Source organism: Lentzea terrae (genome assembly GCF_003265345.1).
In the GTDB taxonomy this organism is placed as follows: domain Bacteria; phylum Actinomycetota; class Actinomycetes; order Mycobacteriales; family Pseudonocardiaceae; genus Lentzea; species Lentzea terrae.
Genome location: NZ_QFWW01000012.1, coordinates 39,977 through 60,486 on the forward strand (window position 1 = coordinate 39,977; position 20,510 = coordinate 60,486).

The 20,510-nt window shown below is 69.0% G+C and carries 22 protein-coding genes; 14 read left to right on the forward strand and 8 right to left on the reverse strand.

Features of this window, described 5'->3' with window-relative positions; all coding sequences use genetic code 11:
* Positions 1 to 89: 89 nt before the first annotated feature.
* On the forward strand, positions 90 to 1,373 hold the full coding sequence (locus DI276_RS18050; RefSeq protein WP_112264794.1) for a dicarboxylate/amino acid:cation symporter: 1,284 nt from the start codon (positions 90 to 92) through the stop codon (positions 1,371 to 1,373).
* On the opposite strand, the gene DI276_RS18055 is transcribed toward DI276_RS18050, so the two are convergent.
* Positions 1,370 to 2,023, reverse strand: coding sequence for a hypothetical protein (locus tag DI276_RS18055; protein ID WP_157984782.1), 654 nt, complete (start codon positions 2,021 to 2,023; stop codon positions 1,370 to 1,372). The genes DI276_RS18050 and DI276_RS18055 overlap by 4 nt on opposite strands.
* Positions 2,024 to 2,156: 133 nt before the next feature.
* Between DI276_RS18055 and DI276_RS18060 the strand changes: the two genes are divergently transcribed.
* From DI276_RS18060 to DI276_RS18095, 8 genes are all read left to right on the forward strand, one after another.
* Positions 2,157 to 3,923 (forward strand): acetyl/propionyl/methylcrotonyl-CoA carboxylase subunit alpha, encoded by a 1,767-nt coding sequence (locus DI276_RS18060; RefSeq protein ID WP_112264798.1) that lies wholly within the window; start codon positions 2,157 to 2,159, stop codon positions 3,921 to 3,923.
* Positions 3,924 to 3,954: 31 nt separating this feature from the next.
* Positions 3,955 to 4,341, forward strand: a complete 387-nt coding sequence (locus tag DI276_RS18065) for a DUF1707 SHOCT-like domain-containing protein (RefSeq protein ID WP_112264800.1) — start codon at positions 3,955 to 3,957, stop codon at positions 4,339 to 4,341.
* A complete protein-coding gene (locus DI276_RS52160; protein WP_232836735.1) occupies positions 4,320 to 5,096 on the forward strand; it encodes an HAD-IA family hydrolase in 777 nt (258 codons plus the stop codon). Before DI276_RS18065 ends, DI276_RS52160 begins: the two co-directional genes overlap by 22 nt.
* Positions 5,097 to 5,106: 10 nt before the next feature.
* Complete coding sequence (locus DI276_RS18075) at positions 5,107 to 5,673, forward strand: GNAT family N-acetyltransferase (protein ID WP_157984783.1); 567 nt, start codon at positions 5,107 to 5,109, stop codon at positions 5,671 to 5,673.
* A 6-nt stretch (positions 5,674 to 5,679) separates the two neighbouring features.
* Positions 5,680 to 6,258, forward strand: a complete 579-nt coding sequence (locus DI276_RS18080) for a DUF3558 domain-containing protein (protein ID WP_112264808.1) — start codon at positions 5,680 to 5,682, stop codon at positions 6,256 to 6,258.
* A gap of 97 nt (positions 6,259 to 6,355) precedes the next feature.
* On the forward strand, positions 6,356 to 6,721 hold the full coding sequence (locus DI276_RS18085; protein ID WP_112264810.1) for a transcriptional regulator: 366 nt from the start codon (positions 6,356 to 6,358) through the stop codon (positions 6,719 to 6,721).
* Between the two features lies 1 nt (position 6,722).
* Positions 6,723 to 7,913, forward strand: a complete 1,191-nt coding sequence (locus DI276_RS18090) for a PPE domain-containing protein (protein WP_112264812.1) — start codon at positions 6,723 to 6,725, stop codon at positions 7,911 to 7,913.
* Entirely contained in the window at positions 7,913 to 8,719 is an 807-nt protein-coding gene (locus DI276_RS18095; protein WP_112264814.1) for an ESX secretion-associated protein EspG, read from the forward strand. Before DI276_RS18090 ends, DI276_RS18095 begins: the two co-directional genes overlap by 1 nt.
* Before the next feature lie 121 nt (positions 8,720 to 8,840).
* On the opposite strand, the gene DI276_RS18100 is transcribed toward DI276_RS18095, so the two are convergent.
* Positions 8,841 to 9,290, reverse strand: a complete 450-nt coding sequence (locus DI276_RS18100) for a gamma-glutamylcyclotransferase family protein (protein WP_045317832.1) — start codon at positions 9,288 to 9,290, stop codon at positions 8,841 to 8,843.
* Positions 9,291 to 9,400: 110 nt separating this feature from the next.
* On the opposite strand from DI276_RS18100, the gene DI276_RS18105 reads away from it, so the two are divergent.
* From DI276_RS18105 to DI276_RS18120, 4 genes are all read left to right on the forward strand, one after another.
* On the forward strand, positions 9,401 to 10,804 hold the full coding sequence (locus tag DI276_RS18105) for an NAD(P)H-quinone dehydrogenase (protein ID WP_112264999.1): 1,404 nt from the start codon (positions 9,401 to 9,403) through the stop codon (positions 10,802 to 10,804).
* Positions 10,805 to 10,856: 52 nt separating this feature from the next.
* Positions 10,857 to 11,447 (forward strand): class F sortase, encoded by a 591-nt coding sequence (locus tag DI276_RS18110; protein WP_112264816.1) that lies wholly within the window; start codon positions 10,857 to 10,859, stop codon positions 11,445 to 11,447.
* An 11-nt stretch (positions 11,448 to 11,458) separates the two neighbouring features.
* Positions 11,459 to 12,139: a hypothetical protein gene (locus DI276_RS18115; protein ID WP_112264818.1), complete on the forward strand. Its 681-nt coding sequence runs from the start codon at positions 11,459 to 11,461 to the stop codon at positions 12,137 to 12,139.
* A 70-nt stretch (positions 12,140 to 12,209) separates the two neighbouring features.
* Positions 12,210 to 12,749 carry a sortase domain-containing protein gene (locus tag DI276_RS18120; RefSeq protein ID WP_157984784.1) on the forward strand — a complete coding sequence of 180 codons (540 nt, stop codon included), beginning with the start codon at positions 12,210 to 12,212 and terminating at the stop codon, positions 12,747 to 12,749.
* Between the two features lie 56 nt (positions 12,750 to 12,805).
* Here the strand turns inward: DI276_RS18120 and glpK are convergent, their stop codons facing one another.
* Both glpK and DI276_RS18130 read right to left on the reverse strand, forming a co-directional pair.
* Positions 12,806 to 14,314 (reverse strand): glycerol kinase GlpK, encoded by a 1,509-nt coding sequence (gene glpK, locus DI276_RS18125; protein ID WP_112264823.1) that lies wholly within the window; start codon positions 14,312 to 14,314, stop codon positions 12,806 to 12,808.
* 14 nt (positions 14,315 to 14,328) lie between these two features.
* Positions 14,329 to 15,072, reverse strand: coding sequence for an MIP/aquaporin family protein (locus tag DI276_RS18130; protein ID WP_112264826.1), 744 nt, complete (start codon positions 15,070 to 15,072; stop codon positions 14,329 to 14,331).
* Between the two features lie 284 nt (positions 15,073 to 15,356).
* Between DI276_RS18130 and DI276_RS18135 the strand changes: the two genes are divergently transcribed.
* Positions 15,357 to 17,066, forward strand: coding sequence for a glycerol-3-phosphate dehydrogenase/oxidase (locus DI276_RS18135; RefSeq protein ID WP_112265001.1), 1,710 nt, complete (start codon positions 15,357 to 15,359; stop codon positions 17,064 to 17,066).
* On the opposite strand, the gene DI276_RS18140 is transcribed toward DI276_RS18135, so the two are convergent.
* The 4 genes from DI276_RS18140 to DI276_RS18155 all read right to left on the reverse strand — a co-directional run bounded on the left by DI276_RS18140 (position 17,067) and on the right by DI276_RS18155 (position 20,487).
* Entirely contained in the window at positions 17,067 to 17,549 is a 483-nt protein-coding gene (locus tag DI276_RS18140; RefSeq protein WP_112264828.1) for a hypothetical protein, read from the reverse strand.
* Positions 17,542 to 18,819, reverse strand: a complete 1,278-nt coding sequence (locus DI276_RS18145) for a M20 family metallopeptidase (RefSeq protein WP_112264830.1) — start codon at positions 18,817 to 18,819, stop codon at positions 17,542 to 17,544. Before DI276_RS18145 ends, DI276_RS18140 begins: the two co-directional genes overlap by 8 nt.
* Entirely contained in the window at positions 18,816 to 19,988 is a 1,173-nt protein-coding gene (locus DI276_RS18150; protein WP_112264832.1) for a M20 family metallopeptidase, read from the reverse strand. The genes DI276_RS18145 and DI276_RS18150 overlap by 4 nt, the downstream gene beginning before the upstream one ends.
* Before the next feature lie 205 nt (positions 19,989 to 20,193).
* Positions 20,194 to 20,487: a hypothetical protein gene (locus DI276_RS18155; RefSeq protein WP_112264834.1), complete on the reverse strand. Its 294-nt coding sequence runs from the start codon at positions 20,485 to 20,487 to the stop codon at positions 20,194 to 20,196.
* Positions 20,488 to 20,510: the final 23 nt, after the last annotated feature.

Sequence of the window (20,510 nt, forward strand, 5' to 3'; positions counted from 1 at the left end):
CATCGACCTGGCACGCAGGACGAGCACGGGCTGTCGGAGCTGACGCTCCCGGCCCCTTTTCGCTCATCCCTGCAAACGGAGATGTTCCAGTGTCGTTCGTCCAGACGTACCGCAAACCCAAGGTCTTCGGCCTGACCGTGCTCGGCGCCCTCGTGCTCGGCGCGCTCGCCGGCTGGCTCGGCAAGGGCACGTGGCTCGCACCCGTGCTCGCCAAGATCGGTTCCACCTTCACGGCGCTGTTGCAGCTGACCGTGATTCCGTTGGTGTTCACCGCGATCGTCGTCGGCATCGCGTCGTTGCGGAACCTCGGTGGCGGCCGCACCGCCGCCCGCCTCGGCGGCAAAACGTTCCTGTGGTTCGCCATCACGTCGTTCATCGCCGTGCTGATCGGCCTCGCCGTCGCCGCGATCATCAAGCCCGGCCAGGGCGTGCAGATCGAGCCCGCCGCCGGTGCGGTCGACAAGCTCGCCAAGCGCGCGTCCGGTTCGTGGAACGCGTTGCTCGACAATTTGGTGCCCACCAACATCTTCAGCGCCTTCACCGAAGGCGAGGTGCTGCAGGTCGTGTTCATCGCGGTGCTGGTCGGGTTCGCCGCCTACGCGCTCGGTGAGAAGGCCGCGCCGTTCACGAACCTGGTCCGCTCGTTCTTCGACATCGTGCAGAAGGTCGTCGGCTGGATCATCCTGCTGGCGCCGATCGGCATCTTCGGTCTCATCGGCAACGCCGTCGCGTCGTACGGCAACTCGTTCGTGAAGCCGCTGTTCTCGTTGATCCTCGCGGTGTACGTCGGTACCGGGATCATCCTGTTCGTCGTCTACCCGGTCCTGCTGAAGTTCGTCGGCAAGACCTCGCCGATCGAGTTCTTCCGCAAGGCGGGCACGGCGATCCAGTTCGCCTTCGTCTCGCGCTCGTCGGGTGCCACGCTTCCGTTGTCCCGCAAGGCCGCCACGGATCTCGGCGTCTCGCAGGAGTACGCGAACTTCGCCGTGCCGCTGGGCACGACGACCAAGATGGACGGTTGCGCCGCGGTCTACCCCGCTGTCGCGACGATCTTCATCGCGAACCTGTTCGGCATCCAGCTCTCGGTGTGGCAGTACGTCGGCATCGTGCTCGTCGCTGTGTTCGGCGCGCTGGCCACCGCCGGAACCACCGGCTGGTACACGATGCTGACGCTGACGCTGAGCGTCGTGGGCCTGCCGCCGCAGGTGATCGCGACCGGGGTGGCCGTGGTCTACGCGATCGACCCGATCCTCGACATGATCCGCACCGCGACCAACGTGGCCGGCCAGATCACCGTGCCGGTGCTGGTGGCGCGCACCGAAGGTCTGATCGAGGAGCCTTCCTCGACCGAGAAGGAACTCGTGACCGCCTAAGCGGCACAGGGCCGGATCTGCGACATCTTCGGCGCCGGTGCGGGCCAGCCAGCGAGCTGCTCCCGCGCCGGCGCCGGACTCGTGCAGCCGATGATCGGCCCGACCGCGGAGAACACCTGCACGAACGCGTTGTTGCACTGGCCGCCACAGCCGAGCTGGGCCGTGACGATGTCCGCGGTGCCGTCCTCGTTGACGTCGTGCAGCCCGATGTACCCGGCAGTCGCCTGGTAGGCGGTCTGCGCGCGCGACCACGTGCCGTCCTTGCGGATCAGCACCTCGCCGAGCCACTTGCCGTTGGCCGGCCCGCGCACCAGGCAGACGCTGACCGCCGCCTCCGCGCACTGCAACGACTTGTCGTTCACCGTCGCGCCGGACTCGGCGATGGTCATCTCGAAGATGAACGGGCCGGACTCGCCGGTCACCCTGATCCGCCCGCCGCCGGTGCCGGCGAGCAGCTCGACCAGGTCCTTGCCGACCGATTTGCCGATGACGACCTGGCAGACGGTGGTACCGCAGCGCATTCCGCTGTCGGTGCCGGATTGACCTGAATCGGTGTTGTTCGGCCGCTGGAAATAGGCGAACACCAGCCCTGCGACGACGACCACGGCAGCGGCGACGGCAGTCACCTGCACGGACCTGGATCCACCCACGTCGCAGATTGTGGCGGATGGGCTCAGGATGGATGTGAAGTGAGCCGTCTCTCCCTCTCGGAGTTCACCGATTTCCGTAGACTGCGGCACCAGCCAGAGCCGTAATTACCGGTCCAGCAGGAGGTACGACGCCGTGTCGCTGCGCAAGGTCCTCATCGCCAACCGCGGTGAGATCGCCGTCCGGGTCATCCGCGCCTGCCGTGACGCCGGCCTGGCCAGTGTCGCGATCTACGCCGACCCCGACCGCGACGCGCCGTTCGTCCGGCTCGCCGACGAGGCGTTCGCGCTCGGCGGCAACACGCCGGGCGAGAGCTACCTGTCGTTCGAGAAGGTGCTGGCCGCCGCGGCGCAGTCCGGTGCCGACTCGGTGCACCCCGGCTACGGCTTCCTGTCCGAGAACGCCGACTTCGCGCAGGCGGTGATCGACGCGGGCCTGATCTGGATCGGCCCGACCCCGCAGGCGATCCGCGACCTCGGTGACAAGGTGACCGCGCGGCACATCGCGATGCGCGCGGGGGCGCCTTTGGTGCCCGGCACCAAGGACCCGGTCTCCGGTCCGGACGAGATCATCGCCTTCGCGTCCGAGCACGGGCTGCCGGTCGCGATCAAGGCCGCGTTCGGTGGTGGCGGTCGTGGCCTGAAGGTCGCGCGCACGATGGAGGAGATCCCGGAGCTCTTCGACTCCGCGGTGCGCGAGGCAGTCACGGCGTTCGGCCGCGGCGAGTGCTTCGTCGAGCGCTACCTGGACAAGCCGCGGCACGTCGAGGCGCAGGTCCTCGCCGACCAGCACGGCAACGTGATCGTCGTCGGCACGCGCGACTGCTCGCTGCAGCGCCGGCACCAGAAGCTCGTCGAGGAGGCGCCCGCGCCGTTCCTGACCGACGAGCAGCGCGCCACGATCCACAGCTCCGCCAAGGCGATCTGCAAGGAGGCCGGCTACCACGGTGCCGGCACGGTCGAGTACCTCGTCGGCCTGGACGGGTCGATCTCGTTCCTCGAGGTCAACACGCGCCTGCAGGTCGAACACCCGGTGTCGGAGGAGACGACCGGCATCGACCTGGTGCGCGAGCAGTTCCGCATCGCCGCGGGCGAGAAGCTCAAGCACACCGAAGACCCGACGCCGCGCGCACACTCGATCGAGTTCCGGATCAACGGTGAGGACGCCGGTCGCGGCTTCCTCCCGGCGCCGGGCACGGTGACGTCGTTCGTCGCGCCGTCCGGTCCGGGTGTCCGCGTCGACGCCGGTGTCGAGACCGGCTCGGTGATCGGCGGGCAGTTCGACTCGTTGCTGGCCAAGCTGATCGTCACCGGCGAGAACCGCGAAGAGGCGCTGGCTCGGGCGCGGCGGGCGTTGGACGAGATGGTCGTCGACGGCATGGCGACCGTGCTGCCGTTCCACCGCACGATCGTGCGCGACGCGGCGTTCACCGCCGAGAAGCCCGAGGGCTTCACCGTGCACACGCGGTGGATCGAGACCGAGTTCGACAACCAGATCGCGCCGTTCGCAGGTGCTGCGGAGGCTTCTGACGAGGAAACCCCGCGGCAGACCGTCGTCGTCGAGGTCGGTGGCCGTCGCCTCGAGGTGTCGCTGCCGGGTGACCTCGCCGTCGGTGCCGCTCGCCCGGCCGCTGCGGCGAAGAAGCCCAAGTCGAAGCGCGCGGGTGGCAGTTCCGCGGCGGTGTCGGGTGACGCGGTGGCCGCGCCGATGCAGGGCACGATCGTGAAGGTGGCCGTCGAGGACGGGCAGACCGTCGAGGCCGGCGACCTGATCGTGGTGCTCGAGGCGATGAAGATGGAGAACCCGGTGACCGCGCACAAGGCGGGCACGGTGACGGGTCTCGCGGCCGCGCCTGGCGACCCGATCACCCAGGGCACTGTGATCTGCGAGCTGAAGGACTGACCGGTCGGGTCGCTCACCTACGATTGGTGGTGTGAGCGACCCGTCCAGGGACATCCGCATCGGCGACACCGAACGCCAGCAGGCGTTGCAGGTGCTCGGCGAGCACATGAGCGCGGGCCGCATCGACATCGAGGAGTACGGCGAGCGGTCCGCGAAGATCACCACCGCGAAGACCCGCGGTGAGCTGATGTCGTTGTTCTACGACCTGCCGGACCCGCGTCCCCAGTTCGTCACGCCGATGGCGATGTTCCCCGAGCCGTCCAGGGCGCCGGCCCGCCGGTGGGAGGGCGCGGTCGTGCCCGTGGTCGGGGTCGCCGTGGTGATCCTGTTCTTCGCGGTGCTGAGGAACCCGCTGATCTTCCTGCTCATCCCCGCCGTGGCGATCCTGTGGGGCCAGTGGAACGGACGCCGGCGCTGAAACCCTTGTTGTTGCTCGATCTCGACGGCGTGCTGCGCAGGTTCCCTCCCCTGCCCGCGGAAATCGCCGAGGTCGCGTTCGAACCGTCGTTGCTGCAGCGTGCCGTCACCGGTGAGATCACCGATGAACAGTGGCGGCAGGAGGTCGGGCAGGGCTGGGCCGCGGCGCCAGGTGAAGTGATCACCGAGGCGCTGGCGCTGGTGCGGGCCGCGCGGAAGCAGTGCTTTGTGGCGTTGCTGTCCAACGCGACCACGCGGCTGGAGGCGGACCTGGCCGAGCTCGAGCTGGACGTGGAGTTCGACGCGGTCTTCAACTCGGCCCGGCTCGGCGTCGCGAAGCCGGATCCCGCGATCTTCCGGCGGGTGCTGGCCGAACTCGGCCACGAGACCGCGGTGTTCTGCGACGACTCGGCCGAGAACGCGCAGGCAGCCTGCGCCGCCGGACTGGACGGCGTGCACGTGCCGGACACGGCGGCGTTGCGGACGGCGCTGGCGGTGCGCGGGCTGATCCCGCCGACGGTGCTGCTGATCCTCTCCGACCGCGACGAGGCCGAGGAACTGGCGGCGGAACTCCTCGAAGAGGGCTGGGGGCCGTGCGTCGTGCACCGCGACATGCTGGCGGGCGAGGACGACGCCGAGGACGTGGACTGGGTGATCGAGCTCACCACGGCACCGGACGGCACGCCCGCGTCCGCGCACCGGGCCGAGCTCGACGATCTGGCGGACCGGCACGACGGGTTCACCGCAGGCGATTAGCCTCTGGGCCGTGGAGCCAGTCGAGATCAACGCAGGCGAGTACTACCTGCGCGCCTTCCGCAACGACGACCGCGTCAACGACGTGCCGGCGCTCGTCGAGATCTACGCGGACCCGGAGACCAAGCGGTACATGAACCGCCTGTCCATCGACGACGCCTCGACCGCTGAGCTGTTCATCATGCTGATGACCAACGGTTGGGCGAAGGACTACCGCTGGTCGTGGGCGGTGTGCGAGGCCGTCACCGCGGACCTGGTCGCCGGGATCGTGCTCCACAACATCGACCTCAAGTTCGGGTTCGCCGAGGTGACCTGCTGGACCCACCCGGCGCACCGCGGCAAGGGCGTGCTGCCGACGGCGCTCAACGCCGTGCTGGGCTGGGCGTTCGGCGCGATGGACCTGCACCGGATCATCTACAAGCACTCGGTGTTCAACACGGCGTCGCAGCGCGTGGCGGAGAAGTGCGGGTTCACCCTGGAGGGTCGACTTCGCGACGAGACGATCATCGATGACCAGCGCGTCGACGAGCTGCTGTGGTCACGGCTGGCGACGGACCCGCACCCCGAACAGCTACGGTGACCGGCCATGCGGATCACGGCGCTCCTCATCGTCGCGGTGGCGCTGGCCGGGTGCACGGCTGAACCTGCCACCAGTGCACTGGACAGCCCGCCACCGCCACCACCCACGTCTTCGTCCGCGCCCATCGACTTCCCGCAGCGGCCACGGGCCGTCCCGCTGGACAACGTCGACCCGTGCGCGGTGCTGACCAAGGAGCAGCGCATGGCGTTGAGTCTCGACAACCCGCCCAGCGCGTACGTCGAGACGAGCTTCGGCGGTGCCAAGGCGTGCACGATCCGCAGCACGACCAGCGGCAACGTGGCAAGGCTCGCGCTCGTGCTGGCGTCCGGTGCCGACGTGTGGCTCTCCGACAACGCCCAGGTGGAGTACACGGTGGGCGCGATCGAGGGGTTTGCGGCGATTACTGTCCGCACACCCGACCTCGACGACGTCTGCAACGTGGAGATCGACGTGGCGGACGGCCAGTTCCTCGACGTCATGTTCCGCGACGGCGGGAATTCCACTGCGCCACAACAAGATCATCTTTGTCTGGGCGCGCAGCGGGTGGCGGAGGCGGCGATGGCCAGTTTGCTCCAGAAGCGCTGACCCACACGGGCGGATGTCACTGATCGCACTCCCCAGCGTTACCTTCGGTGGTTAGAGTGGCCAAGCGCTTGTACGCACAACCGCCGGAGGTCGCACCATGCCCCCAGGGGGACGCAGCGGGGCCGACGCCTCGCCACCCGTCAGCCACCAGCTGAACGTGGAGCCAGGGGCGATCCCGGCGTTGCGCAACACCTTCTCCGCCGCGCTGACCAAGCTCGACAAGCAGATCGAGATGGCGATCACCGAGTTCCGGGTGCGGCCGTGGGCGGGCGACCCGGTCAGCCAGGAGGCCGCGGAGAGGTTCAACGACCGGTCGATCTCCGACGGCGACTCGGCGCTGCAGGCGTTGCTGAACTACCAGAAGCAGCTCAAGACGGCGATGGACAACCTGAACCAGATCGAGCGCCAGTACCAGGTGGTCGAGGGCGACAACACCGGCATGATGAACAAGAGCGGGTGCTGACATGGCCGAACACCGCTGGCAGGGCTACAGCCACAAGGAACTGTACGAGCGCATCCACGCCGGTCCCGGCCCGTCGGCGTCGTTCGCGTCGATGCAGCGCTGGCAGGGCGTGTCGGCCGCGTTGACCGAGATCAACGACGACCTGCACAACGGCATCACGCTGTCCGGCGCGAGGTGGCAGGGCAAGGCCTCCGAGATGGCGCAGGCCGGCCTGAACCCGATCGCCGCCTGGGCGGACAGCGCCCGCACCGGCGCGGACGTCATGCGCTACTCGGCAGAGCTGCAGGCGGGTCACATCTCGAAGGCCCGCGCGGACATGCCGCCCCCGGTCAAGGTGACCGCGGAACAGCCGGGCGCCCTGGTCACCGGCCTCACCCACCTCTTCGGCGGCCAGACCGACCACGAGAAGCAGGAGGCCGCCCAGGACGCGGCCGAGCGCCGTGCCCGTGAGGTCATGAGCACCTACGCGTCGTCCACGACGGCGAACACCTCGACGCTCGGCCAGTTCAGCCAGCCGCCGCAGCTGCAGATCAGCGGCACCGGCGTGGTGCACGGCGGCGGCACCCAGATCGGCACGGCCGGAACCCTGTTCGTCGGCCCGCAGGGCGCCACTGGCGGCGTCACGCGCGGCCGCACCGGTTCTGGCTCGCGCGTCACCGGTGCTCCTCCGCCGCCCCGTGGTGGCACGCCCGCGCCAGGTTCCTCGACCCGCACCTCGGGCACGGCGACGCCGGTCGGATCCGCTTCGAAAGGCTCGACGACCTCGGTGTCGTCGACGGGCACGTCCGGTCCCGGCAGCACGGGCCTCGCGGGTGCCGGCGTGCCGGGCCAGCGTTCCGGCAAGTCCACGTCCGGTGAGCCCAAGCAGATGGAAGAGGGCGCGACCGCCGCGTCGTCGGCCGCCATCGGCCCGATGCCGGGTCACGGCGGTGCGGCCGGCGTGGCTTCGGCTTCCGGCTCGGCCATGGGTGCGCTGGGCACGGTCGGTGCTTCGTCCGGCAACGACCGGGTCCACCAGCGCGCCGTGCCGATGCCGCAGTCGTTCGACCCCTTCGGCGGCATGGGCCCGCGCAAGGGTGAGGACGAGGAGGACCTGGAGCACAAGACCGCCGACTACCTGCGTGAACGCGACGACATCTACGGCGTCGGCAGCTACTCGCTGCCGGTGATCGGGGAGAGCACGACCGACTGATGACTGTGCTGGGCTTGGACATGGGGACGAGCGACACGCGCGACCCGGTGATCATCTCCACGCTGGAGTTCGACGTGCTCTGGGAGCACCTCGGCCTGGAGACGATGCCTCTGGTGCTGAAGGTGCCGTCACCGGGCAAGACCCGCGAGGAACGCAGGGAGATCGAGGACCAGGTCTGGCGCCAGCTCGGTGCCCGCGGCCTGGGCGGCCCGCGTTCGCTCGACCCGACCCTCGAAGACCTGCTGCACGTGCTGAACCGCCCGCAGCAGGAGATCGACGCCCGCATGTGGCTGGCCGAGCGCAGCGTCCGCCTGCTGGCCGCCGGCAAGGGCCAGGCAGGCGTGCTGGCCGTGCTGGACGGTGGTCAGCTCGTGCTGCGCCCAGCCGAGGCCGGTGGACTGCCGCGCGAGGCCCTCACCGCCCTCCCCACCGCCCCGGCCGGCGAGGGTCACTCGATCACCCTGCCGTCGGCCGACCTGGACGCAGCGGCCGCCTCAGCCTCGTCACCGGAAGAACTGGTGGCCAAGTTGCGCGGCAGCCTGCGCGGCGACGACGCCCAGACGCTGGCCGAGATGGTCCGCGACGCCACGAACCGCGGCCAGTTCGGCGCGGCGGCGCGCGACAAGTGGGGCAAGCGGGTGCGGCCGGACCGGGTCGTCGCCTTCTACGACACGCCGTCCGGGCGGTATCTGCAGATGCGCCGGGCGACCGAGGGCCAGCCGCCCTGGTCGACCATCACGCCGGTCGACTACCGCCGCATGCACCACCACCTGGTGGAGCTGCTGGCGGAGGCCACGGGTTCCTAGCGCGGCCCATCCACCTGTTCAGACCGCACGCGGGAAGCTTTCGTACGCTCTGAGCGCACGAAAGGCCCCCGCGTGCGGGAGATCAGCGTGCCGGGTGGACGAGGCTTCTGCCCTGCGCGATCTAGGGGCCGATGCCCTGGCAAGGCCTGGTGCGCAGGTCGTTCACGTAGTCGTCGGGCGCCCCGGCGGCCTCGGCGGCGTCCGCCACCACGCCGATGTACCGGGCGGACGGCAGCCCGCCCTCGTAGGCGTCCAGCACGTAGAGCCAGGCCACCACGGACCCCTCGAGTGTCTGCACCCGCAGCCGGATCTTCTTGTAGAGACCGAGCGCGCCCTCCCACCGGTCGAGGCGCGACTCGTCGCGGGGCGAGACGTCGTAGAGGACGCAGAACGTCTGCTGGTCAGGCTCCTCGACGATGGTCGCGAGAGCGCCTTCCCAGCCGAGGTCCTCGCCACCGAACGTCAGACGCCAACCGACGAGCCAGCCGGTCCCCGCGAGCGGGGAGTACGGGGCTCGCTCCATCATCTGGTTCGGATCCATGTTCGACCCGTACGCGGCATAGAGCGGCACGTCCGACAGCGTAGCGACCCAACGATCAGCTTTCGGTACTGACGACACGGGCGATTCGGCCAACGCGTACGGTTGTGCCCGGCCAGCAAGCGCGCAGAAGGGGAATGATCGTGACCCGCATCGTCATCATGGGCGGCGGACCCGCAGGTTACGAAGCAGCCCTGGTCGCGGCGCAGCACGGCGCCGACGTGACCGTGGTGGAGAACGACGGGGCCGGTGGTGCGTGCGTCCTGTACGACTGCGTGCCCTCGAAGACGTTCATCGCTTCCGCGGGCGCTCGCAGTGCCTTCCGCAACGCCGGTGAGCTGGGCATTCAGACCAACAACGAGCACGCGGCGGTCGACCTGCCGGTGGTCCACGGACGGGTGAAGGGCCTCGCGCTCGCGCAGTCCGCGGACGTCCGGGCCCGGCTGCAGCGCGAGGGCGTGCGGCTGATCAACGGGCGCGCGAAGTTCGTCGACGACACGCGCGGGCTCGCCCAGCACCAGGTCGTCGCCATCAGCTCGGACGGCAAGGAAGAAGTTCTCAACGCCGATGTGGTGCTCATCGCAACGGGCGCCACGCCGCGGGTGCTCGAGGGCGCCGAGCCGGACGGCAAGCGGGTCCTCACCTGGCGGCAGATCTACGACCTGCCCGAACTGCCGGAGCACCTCGCCGTGATCGGCTCCGGTGTGACCGGTGTCGAGTTCGCCTCCGCCTACACCGAGATGGGCGTGAAGGTGACGATGGTCTCCAGCCGGGACCGGGTGCTCCCCCACGAGGACGCCGACGCGGCCGCGGTGCTCGAGGACGTGTTCGCCGAGCGCGGCACGGCCGTCGTCAAGCACGCCCGCGCGGACCGGGTCGAGAACACCGGCGACGGTGTCCTGATCCACCTGGAAGACGGTCGCACGATCGAGGCGTCGCACGCCCTGATGACCGTCGGTTCCGTGCCGAACACCACCGACATCGGCCTGGACAAGATCGGCATCGAGCTCGGCCGCGGCGGCTACATCCCGGTCGACCGGGTCAGCCGCACCAACGTCAGCGGCGTCTACGCGGCCGGCGACTGCACCGGTGTGCTGCTGCTCGCGTCCGTGGCCGCCATGCAGGGCCGCATCGCGATGTGGCACGCGCTGGGCGAGGGCGTCAGCCCGATCAAGCTCAAGACGGTCGCCGCGAACGTCTTCACCAACCCGGAGATCGCGAGCGTCGGCATCAGCCAGCAGGCGATCGACTCGGGTGAGGTGCCCGCGCGCACGATCATGCTGCCGCTGGCCACGAACCCGCGGGCCAAGATGGAGGGCCTGCGCCGGGGCTTCGTGAAGCTGTTCTGCCGCCCGGCGACCGGTGTCGTCATCGGCGGTGTGGTGGTCGCGCCGAACGCGAGCGAGCTGATCCTGCCGATCGCGCTGGCCGTGCAGAACCAGCTGACCGTCGAGCACCTCGCGACGACGTTCTCGGTGTACCCGTCGCTGTCGGGCTCGATCACCGAGTCCGGCCGGCAGCTCATGCGGCACGACGACCTCGACTAGGTAAAAGCGGTACGCAAGGCAACCATGCCCCGGACACGAGCGTGTTCGGGGCATGCGTTCGTTCTGGGGGATGTTCGTCGCACTGGCGCTGCTGACCGGCTGTGCCTCACCTCCTGACGCCACGCTCCCCACCCAGCAGCCGCAGAGCACCACCGTCCCGACCACCACACCGGTTGACGCGGACAGGGGCCTGCCGCCGTCGGAACCGACCGAGGTGCGCATCCCGAAGATCGGCGCGAAGTCCTCGCTCGTCCCGCTCGGGCTGAACCCGGACGAGACGGTCGAGGTGCCGCCGGTCGAGCAGCCGATGCAGGCCGGTTGGTACAAGCACGCCCGCACCCCTGGCGAGTCGGGTCCCGCCGTCCTGCTCGGCCACGTCGACGGCAACAAGCAGCCGGGAATCTTCTTCCGGCTCAAGGAGCTCGGTGCGGGCGACGAGGTCGAGGTGTCCAGGAAGGACGGCGCCACGGCCAGGTTCCGGGTGCGCAGGACCGAGCAGATCGCCAAGAACAGCTTCCCCACCGAGGCCGTCTACGGCGACACGACCGAACCCGAGCTGCGGCTGATCACCTGCGGGGGCAGCTACGACCAGGCGGCCCGCGGCTACCGGGACAACATCATCGTCTACGCGACGCTGATCTGAGGGAGGAAAACATGAGGGGGATCAAGAGATCGGCAGCCCTGCTCCTGGCATTCGGCACGGCGTTCGCGCTCACGCCGATGGCAGGCGCGCAGGAGCCCGTCAAGCCGGTGTTCAGTCTCCTCTGGGATTCACACCCCGGCGCCGCCTTCGCCGTCTCGATCAAGGCAGACACCTGTCCGGGCGGTCCCGTGTCGCTGACTTCGCCCGGCTTCGCGTCGTTCAACCTCGGCTCGCTGAGTGGCCAGGTCGTCACCACACCCGGCACGTACACCGCGACGCTGAAGTGCAAGGACACCACCGAGGTCGGCACCACGGACTTCACCATCGTGCCGCCGCGCAGCGACTCGTTCCTCGACAAGGCCGTGTACGCGCCGGGCGAGACGATCAGGATCAGCCTGAAAGACGGCTACAAGTGCTGGGTTCCGGCAACCTCGGAGGGGTTCACCGCCCCGGCCAACCTCACCCAGGTGCACGGCGACGGCGACCGGGTGGTCGGCGAGACCACGGCCATCACCACCCCCGGCACCTACACGGCCACCATCCCCTGCCTCAAGGGCGGCCCGGTGGTCAACCAGTTCACGATCAAGGCATCCGCGACGCCACCGCCGCCGGGAACCCCGGCGCCCAAGCCGAAGCCGCCGATCGTCAAGCCGAAGGGCGCTCCGCAGACCGGCGGCGGCGGCACGGCGTGACCATGATCACGGTTCGGCCCCGTTTTGGTTGGACGAGCAACTAACCCACCGCATGTGCGTCAATTAGCTCGTGGGGACTCGTGTCTTGATCGCGGTGCTGAGCGTGGCGCTGGCCACCGCCTGCTCGCAGGGGCCGGCACCGAAGCCGACGGCGGCGACGAGCGACAGCGCGCCGCCGCCGGTGGTCTCGCCGCTCGGCAAGTCCGATCCGATGGAGCTCCGCATCGAGCGGATCGGCGTGCGATCGTCGCTGGTCCAGCTCGGCCTGGACCCGCAGGGCGTGGTCGAGATGCCGCCCGCCAGCGAGGGCATGCAGGCCGGTTGGCGCCAAACGCATCCACAGCAGTGGATCGTCGTCGGGCGGATCGAGAGCAACAAGGCCAGAGGCGTCTTCTACCGGCTGAACGACCTGTCGCAGGGCGACGTCATCGAAGTGTCCAAAAAGGACGGATCAGTCGCCCGCTTCACGGTGAGCCGCTCAGAGCGGATCATCCGCGACGACTTCTTCGCCGAGGCCGTTGCCAGGGACGCGGACGAGCAGGGGCTGCGGCTGATCACGTGCGGCACCCGCGACAACGTGATCGTGCACGCAACTCCCGCCCCGGCCTAGGTCGATGAAGGGCTCCTTCCTCCACCTCACGTGGATGAAGGAGCCCTTCATCCATCTCAGTCCTGGACCCAGTCGAAGGTCTTCGTGACGGCCTTCTTCCAGTTCGCGTACTCGGACGTGCGGCGGGCGTCGTCCATCTGCGGCTCCCACCTCTTGTCCTGCGCCCAGTTCTCGCGGATGTCGTCCTCGGTCTTCCAGAACCCGACCGCGAGACCGGCCGCGTAGGCAGCGCCCAGTGCGGTCGTCTCGGCCACGACCGGCCGGATCACCGGCACGCCGAGGATGTCCGCCTGGAACTGCATGAGCAGCTCGTTCACGACCATGCCGCCGTCGACCTTCAACGCCGTCAGGTCGACGCCGGAGTCGGCGTTCATCGCGTCGAGCACCTCGCGCGTCTGGAACGCGGTCGCCTCCAGCACGGCCCGCGCGAGGTGGCCCTTGTTGACGAACCGGGTGAGGCCGACGATCGCGCCACGGGCGTCGGAACGCCAGTACGGCGCGAAAAGTCCGGAGAACGCGGGCACGAAGTACGCTCCACCGTTGTCCTCGACCGACCGCGCGTGCTCCTCGATCTCCGCGGCCGACGAGATCATGCCGAGGTTGTCGCGCAGCCACTGCACCAGCGAGCCGGTGACCGCGATCGAGCCCTCCAGGGCGTAGATCGCAGGCGCTTCACCGATCTTGTAGCAGACGGTGGTGAGCAACCCGTTCTCGCTCATCACCTTCTCGGTGCCGGTGTTGAGCAGCATGAAGTTGCCGGTGCCGTAGGTGTTCTTGGCTTCGCCGGGCGCCAGGCAGGCCTGGCCGAACGTCGCCGCCTGCTGGTCGCCGAGGATGCCCGCGATCGGCACGCCGGCCAGCGCACCGCGTTCGCGGACCTGGCCGTAGACCTCGGACGACGACCGGATCTCCGGCAGCATCGACATCGGGATGCCCATGTCGTCGGCGATCGACGAGTCCCACTGCAACGTGTCGAGGTTCATCAGCATGGTGCGCGAGGCGTTCGTCGGGTCGGTGACGTGCACGCCGCCGTCGGTGCCGCCCGTCATGTTCCACAGCACCCACGTGTCCATGTTGCCGAACAGCAGGTCGCCGGCTTCTGCACGCTCTCGGGCACCGGAAACGTTGTCCAGGATCCAGCGGACCTTGGGACCGGAGAAGTAGGTCGCCAGCGGCAGGCCGACCTTGGCGCGGTACCGCTCCTGCCCGCCGCCGAGCGCGCCCAGCTCCTGGACGATCTTGTCGGTCCTGGTGTCCTGCCACACGATGGCGTTGTAGACGGGTTCGCCGGTGTTCTTGTCCCACACCACGGCGGTCTCGCGCTGGTTGGTGATGCCGACGGCGGCGATGTCCGAAGTGGTCAGGTCGGCCTTGGCGAGCGCACCGGCGGCGACCTGGCGGGTGTTCTGCCAGATCTCCATCGGGTCGTGCTCCACCCAGCCCGCCTTCGGGAAGATCTGCTCGTGCTCCTTCTGGTCGACCGACACCACCCGACCCGAGTGGTCGAAGATCATGCAACGCGTCGACGTGGTGCCCTGGTCGATCGCGGCCACGTACTGGGTCATTGCGGGAAGTCCTTTCAGACCGGGAGAACCAGGTAGAGCAACGCGGCGAGCGCGCCACCCACGAGCGGGCCGACGACGGGGACCCACGAGTAGCCCCAGTTGGCGTTGCCCTTGTTGCGAATCGGCATGAGGAACGCGTAGGCGATGCGCGGACCGAGGTCACGCGCCGGGTTGATGGCGTAACCGGTCGGGCCACCGAGTGACGTACCGATCACCAGCACGACGAACGCGACACCCGCATAGCCGAGCGCCGAGTTGCCGAACTGCGGAACGCCGTCGGTCGCCACCTTCGCCCCCGGCGACAACAGGATCCACGCCACCAGGACGAACGTGCCGATTATCTCGGAAACCAGGTTCCACGGCGCGTTGGGCACGGTCGGCCCGGTGGAGAAGATCCCCAGGGTGTTCTGCGGTTCGTCGTGCGTGTCGAACTGCAGCTTGTACGTGGCCCAGCAGAGCATCGCGCCGATGATCGCGCCGACCATCTGCCCGAGGACGTAGACCGGAACGTCGCCCCACGGCGTCTTGTCCGCGATGGCGAGACCGAGGGTCACCGCCGGGTTCAGGTGCGCTCCGCTGGGGTTGGCAATGCTCGCGCCGGTGAAGACCGCGAAGGCCCAGCCGACGTTGACGAACAGGAACCCGGTGCTGTTGCCGAGCGTGTTCTTGAGCACCTGGTTCGCGACGACACCGGTGCCCAGGAGGATGAGGACCGCGGTCCCCAGCAACTCCCAAACGAAGATCGAGCCTGCACTCATCGTCGACCCCCACTCGTTTGCGGCAAGGAGGGCGCGCAAACCAAGAGGTCAGGCCGCGCCGCCCGCCCACAACGTGCTCGGACGCTATTACCGTGCTGATCAGTTGTCCACGCCAAGTACTTGTGCCGGGGCCATTTTTAGGCCATGCGGTTGCGGGCTGCGCGCCCATGGGCGAAGGGGCGTTGCTGCAGGTAACGTGATCTGCGAGTCGTCACAGGGAGGCGTCCGTCGTGGCAACGCGCAAGAACGCAACTGCAGCACCGCAAACCCATGCCGAACCTCCGATCACCGGCAGGCTCGGGCCTGCCGAACGCGAGGACGCTTGGCAGCGGCTGGGTACCGAGACGTTCGACGTCGTCGTGATCGGCGGTGGTGTGGTCGGTGTCGGCGCGGCACTCGACGCGGCGACGAGAGGCCTGCGCGTGGCGCTCGTCGAAGCCCGTGACCTGGCGTCGGGCACGTCGAGCCGGTCCTCCAAGCTCTTCCACGGCGGCCTGCGGTACCTGGAGCAGCTCGAGTTCGGTCTGGTGCGCGAAGCGCTGCGCGAGCGCGAGCTGATGCTCAACCGCATCGCGCCCCACCTGGTGAAGCCGGTGAGCTTCCTGTACCCGCTGTCGAACCGGGTCTGGGAACGCCCGTACACCGCAGCAGGTCTGTTCCTCTACGACACGATGGGCGGCGCCCGGTCCGTGCCGGGGCAGAAACACCTCACCCGAGCAGGTGCGCTCCGACTCGTTCCCGCGTTGAAGCGCGACGCGTTGATCGGCGGCATCCGCTACTACGACGCCCAAGCCGACGACGCGCGGCACACGATGATGGTGGGCCGCACCGCCGCGCACTACGGCGCCGTCGTGCGCACGTCCACGCAGGTGGTCGGCTTCCTGCGCGAGGCGGACCGGGTGTCCGGCGTGCGCGTGCGGGACGTCGAGGACGGTCGCGAGGTCGAAGTGCGGGCGCACGCGGTGATCAACGCGACCGGTGTGTGGACCGACGAGCTGCAGCGGCTTTCCGGGTCGCGCGGCCGGTTCCGGGTGCGGGCGTCGAAGGGCGTGCACATCGTCGTGCCGCGGGACCGGATCGTGGCCGAGGCCGGGATGATCCTGCGCACCGAGAAGTCCGTGCTGTTCGTGATCCCGTGGCGCAACCACTGGATCGTCGGCACCACCGACACCGACTGGAACCTCGACCTCGCGCACCCGGCGGCGACCAAGCACGACATCGACTACATCCTCGAACACGTCAACTCCGTGCTCGCGACTCCGTTGACGCAGGACGACATCGAGGGCGTCTACGCGGGTCTGCGTCCCTTGCTGGCAGGCGAATCCGATTCGACGTCAAAGCTTTCCCGCGAACACGCGGTGGCTCGCGTCGCGCCAGGACTCGTCGCGATCGCCGGCGGCAAGTACACGACGTACCGGGTGATGGGCGCGGACGCCGTCGACGCTGCGCACGTCGACCTGCCCGGCCGGATCCAGCCGTCGATCACGGACAAGGTGCCGCTGGTCGGCGCCGACGGCTACCACGCGCTGGTCAACCAGGCCGACCAGCTGGCGGCCAAGCACGGGCTGCACCCGTACCGCGTCCGGCACCTGCTGGACCGCTACGGCTCGCTGGTGCACGAGGTGCTCTCGCTGGCCGCGGACAACCCCGAGCTGCTGAAGCCGATTCCGGCGTCACCGGACTACCTGCAGGTCGAGGCCGTCTACGCGGCGTCGCACGAGGGCGCGATGCACCTCGAGGACGTGCTGACCCGGCGCACCCGCATCTCCATCGAGTACGCGCACCGCGGCGTCGAGTCGTCGGAGGCGGTGGCGCGGCTGATCGCGCCGGTGCTCGGGTGGGACGAGGACGCGATCAAGCGCGAGGTCGAGGTCTACAACGCGCGCGTCGAGGCCGAGCGCGACTCCCAGACCCAGCCGGACGACCAGGCGGCGGACGCGGTTCGTGCAGCGGCACCGGAAGCGCGGCCGCAGTTGGAAGAGCCGGTGAGCTGATCAACTCTCCCCCGGCTCCTCGAACACGACCACGTGGTCGTGTTCGAGGTAGGGCCTGAAGAACCGCCACTCCTCGTGGCGCACCGAACCTGTCCTCAGCGCCTCGATGCGGAGGCCGTCCGAGAACGAAATGGTCAGGTCGCCCCACGCGGTGACCTGGGTCGACGTCACGACAACAGGTTTGTCGGCCAGGTACGCGGTCAGCCGGGCGGCGCGGGCGTCGAACCTGTTGACGCCCTGCACGTCGCTGTAAATGTCGGATGATCCGGTGACGAGCTGATCTCCGTCGAGCACCCGCCACGGGCACTGCACGTGCACGGCGTAGTCACTGACCTGACGGGATTCGCCGCTGTGGTCGATCACATCGCGGGACGCGCCGAACCCCAGCCAGAGGAGGTCGGCGGCGCGCCCGAAAGCACGCCACCGCTCACCGACCAGTTCGTGCAGGGATCGGCGCGCTACCTCGATGACGGACTCAGGCAAGCGCTGCCAGGGCCGTGTGCACCATGACGCGGACGCCGACGAGCAGCGCGCGCTCGTCCAGGTCGAACGTCGGCTGGTGCAGGTCGCGCTGCTTCTCCTGGCCGTTCCACACGCCGAGGCGCGCGAACGAACCGGGCACGTGCTCCAGGTACCAGCCGAAGTCCTCGCCACCGGACGACTGCTCGGTGCCCGCGAGTGCGTCGTCGCCCAGCGCGGCCTCGATGCCGGCGCGCAGGATCTGGGTCGACTCGCGCTCGTTCACGACCGGGGGCACGCCGCGGCGGTGGTGCAGGTCGAAGCCGACGCCGGTGGGCAGCAGCAGACCCGTGACCAGGTCCTTGACCAGCGGTTCGAGCTCGGCCCAGATGTCGCGGTCGCCGGTGCGCAGCGTGCCGCGCAGCATGCCGTCCTGCGGGACGGCGTTCGGCGCCTCGCCCGCGTGGACGGCGCCCCACACCAGGACGGTGCCGGAACGCGGGTCGACGCGGCGGGACAGCATCGTCGGCAGGCCGGTGATGACCGTGCCCAGGGCGTGCACCAGGTCCGCGGTGAGGTGCGGGCGCGAGGTGTGGCCGCCCGGCGAGGACAGCCGCAGCTCCAGCAGGTCGGACGCCGACGTGATGGCGCCGATCCTGGTACCGATGCGGCCGACCTGCAGGCGCGGGTCGCAGTGCAGGCCGAAGATCCGCTCCACGCCGTCGAGGCCACCGGCGGCGAGCACGTCCAGCGCGCCGCCCGGCATGACCTCCTCGGCCGGCTGGAACACCAGACGGACGCGGCCGGGCAGTTCGGTGGCCGACGCGAGCGCCAGTGCAGTGCCGATCAGGACCGTCGTGTGGGCGTCGTGACCGCACGCGTGCGACACACCGTCCACAGTGGACGAGAACGGGAGGCCCGTGTTCTCCGGCAGCGGCAACGCGTCCATGTCGGCGCGGAGTGCCACGCAGCGGGGGCCGCTGCCGACGTCGCAGATCAGGCCGGTGCCGCCGGGGAGGATGCGCGGCTTGAGGCCGACCTCGCGGAGCAGCTTCGCCACCAGCTCGGTGGTGTTGTACTCCCGGCGGGACAGCTCGGGGTTGGCGTGGATGTGACGACGCCAGGCGACGATGTCGGAGGCGTGCGCCTTCAACCAGTCGTCGAGCCAGGCGGGGCCGCGGCCCTCTCCCAGATCATCCACAGGAGACATGCTCACCCCGGTGGGGTCGACGAGCATCTCGGTGGACGTCTGGACGGTCGAGGAACCCGAAGGGCGTGAGTCCAAAACCGTCATGCCGCACCTCCGCGGGCCAGCAGCCGTGCGCGCTGCTGGGAATCGGTGGCTGTCGCGATCGTCGTCCAGGCCATGGCAAGTGCTCCATCGAGCAATGCACGGTCCGCCGACGCCGAGGCACAGGCGGTCGCGAACTCTTGTTGGTGGTTCACCGCGTCTCCGCAGTCAATGGCAATGGTCGGGTGGATGGCGGGCAACACTCTGGTGACGTTGCCCATGTCGGTGCTCCCGATCTTCTCTCGCTGTTCCTGCTCGGGCGAGAGCGGTCGTCGTCCCAGCTCAGTGGCCGCACGCCGGTAGGCGTCCGCGAGCCACGGGTCGGGAGTCAGCTCGGCGTAGATCGGTGAGACCTGCTCGACCTCATGGGTGCAGCCGGTCGCGAGTGCCCCGGCGCTGAAGCAGTCCCGGATCCGGTTCTCCAGGCGCTGCAATGATTCCAAGTTCTCCGCCCTCACATCGAACATCGCTGAGGCGCGAGCGGGTATTACGTTCGGCACGGTGCCGCCGTTGGTGACGATGCCGGTCACCATCTGGCCGGGCTCGAGGTGCTGCCGCAGCAGGCTGATCGAGATCTGCGCGACGGTCACCGCGTCCGCGGCGTTGATGCCCAGGTGCGGGGCGGCGGCCGCGTGGGACGGCTTGCCCGTGTAGTGCACCTCGAGGTCGGTGATGGCCAGGGACTTCGCCGCGCACGACTCGTACGGCGCCGGGTGCACCATCATCGAGAACGAGACGTCGTCGAACACGCCCCGTTCGAGCATGAGCACCTTGCCGCCGCCGACCTCTTCCGCCGGGGTGCCGATCACCTTCACGGTGACACCCAGCTGGTCGGCGACGTCACGCAGAGCGAGCGCAGAGCCCACGGAAGCAGCGGCGATGACGTTGTGCCCGCACGCGTGCCCGACCTCGGGCAGCGCGTCGTACTCGGCACAAAGCCCCAGCACCAGCTCGCCGTCGCCGTACGTCGCGACGAACGCGGTGTCGAGGTCAGCCACCCCGCGGTCGATCTTGAAACCCTCGCGGGCGAGCAGGGAGGTGATCTTCTCGACGCTGCGGTGCTCCTGGAACGCCAGCTCAGGCTCGGCGTGGATGGAGTGCGACAGGTCCAGCAGCGCGTCCGAGTACCGCTCGACGGTCGAGCGTGTGCTGATCTTCAAGTCGGTACCCATTTGCCACCATCCTGCATCACCACCTGTCGGGCGCGGTGCGCTGATGATGATCAACCGGCTGGCCGGTCGCAGCGCTGCGCCAAGCGGCGAGCGAGTTTCGGTCTGACCGATCAACGATGACGCAAATGGTCGAGAGACACGCTTAATTTTGACTATTTCGTCCCACCAAGTGGGACGAATCGTCTCAGCCCGAACAAACGGCCGGCTAGCCCTTCTTGGCCGCCCGCTCCTTGCGCCACTTCGCCCACCGCTTCTTGTTGCGGTAGTAGACCAGCGCGAACAGGCCCAGCGCGATGGCGCCGATCCACAGTTTGCGCTTGGTCTCTTCACGTACTTCAGGCGACGGTTCCTGCGGCGCGTTCACGGTCGGACCCGGATTCACGGTCGTCTGCTGAGCGGCCACAACCGGCTCGTTCGCAGCCTCTTGCGCGGACGCCACCCCGGCGACCCCGACAACGCTCATCAGCGCGAACACGCAGGCCAGCAGCAACCTCGACATGGCCTGAACTCTACAACGAATAC

Coding starts and splice junctions, on each gene's coding strand:
- glpK (WP_112264823.1), bottom strand. CDS start 14,314: ATGACCCAGTACGTGGCCGCGATCGACCAGGGCACCACGTCGACGCGT.
- DI276_RS18085 (WP_112264810.1), top strand. CDS start 6,356: ATGCCCCCAGGGGGACGCAGCGGGGCCGACGCCTCGCCACCCGTCAGC.
- DI276_RS18095 (WP_112264814.1), top strand. CDS start 7,913: ATGACTGTGCTGGGCTTGGACATGGGGACGAGCGACACGCGCGACCCG.
- DI276_RS18080 (WP_112264808.1), top strand. CDS start 5,680: ATGCGGATCACGGCGCTCCTCATCGTCGCGGTGGCGCTGGCCGGGTGC.
- DI276_RS18150 (WP_112264832.1), bottom strand. CDS start 19,988: ATGGGTACCGACTTGAAGATCAGCACACGCTCGACCGTCGAGCGGTAC.
- DI276_RS18130 (WP_112264826.1), bottom strand. CDS start 15,072: ATGAGTGCAGGCTCGATCTTCGTTTGGGAGTTGCTGGGGACCGCGGTC.
- DI276_RS18110 (WP_112264816.1), top strand. CDS start 10,857: ATGCGTTCGTTCTGGGGGATGTTCGTCGCACTGGCGCTGCTGACCGGC.
- DI276_RS18155 (WP_112264834.1), bottom strand. CDS start 20,487: ATGTCGAGGTTGCTGCTGGCCTGCGTGTTCGCGCTGATGAGCGTTGTC.
- DI276_RS18115 (WP_112264818.1), top strand. CDS start 11,459: ATGAGGGGGATCAAGAGATCGGCAGCCCTGCTCCTGGCATTCGGCACG.
- DI276_RS18145 (WP_112264830.1), bottom strand. CDS start 18,819: ATGACGGTTTTGGACTCACGCCCTTCGGGTTCCTCGACCGTCCAGACG.
- DI276_RS18090 (WP_112264812.1), top strand. CDS start 6,723: ATGGCCGAACACCGCTGGCAGGGCTACAGCCACAAGGAACTGTACGAG.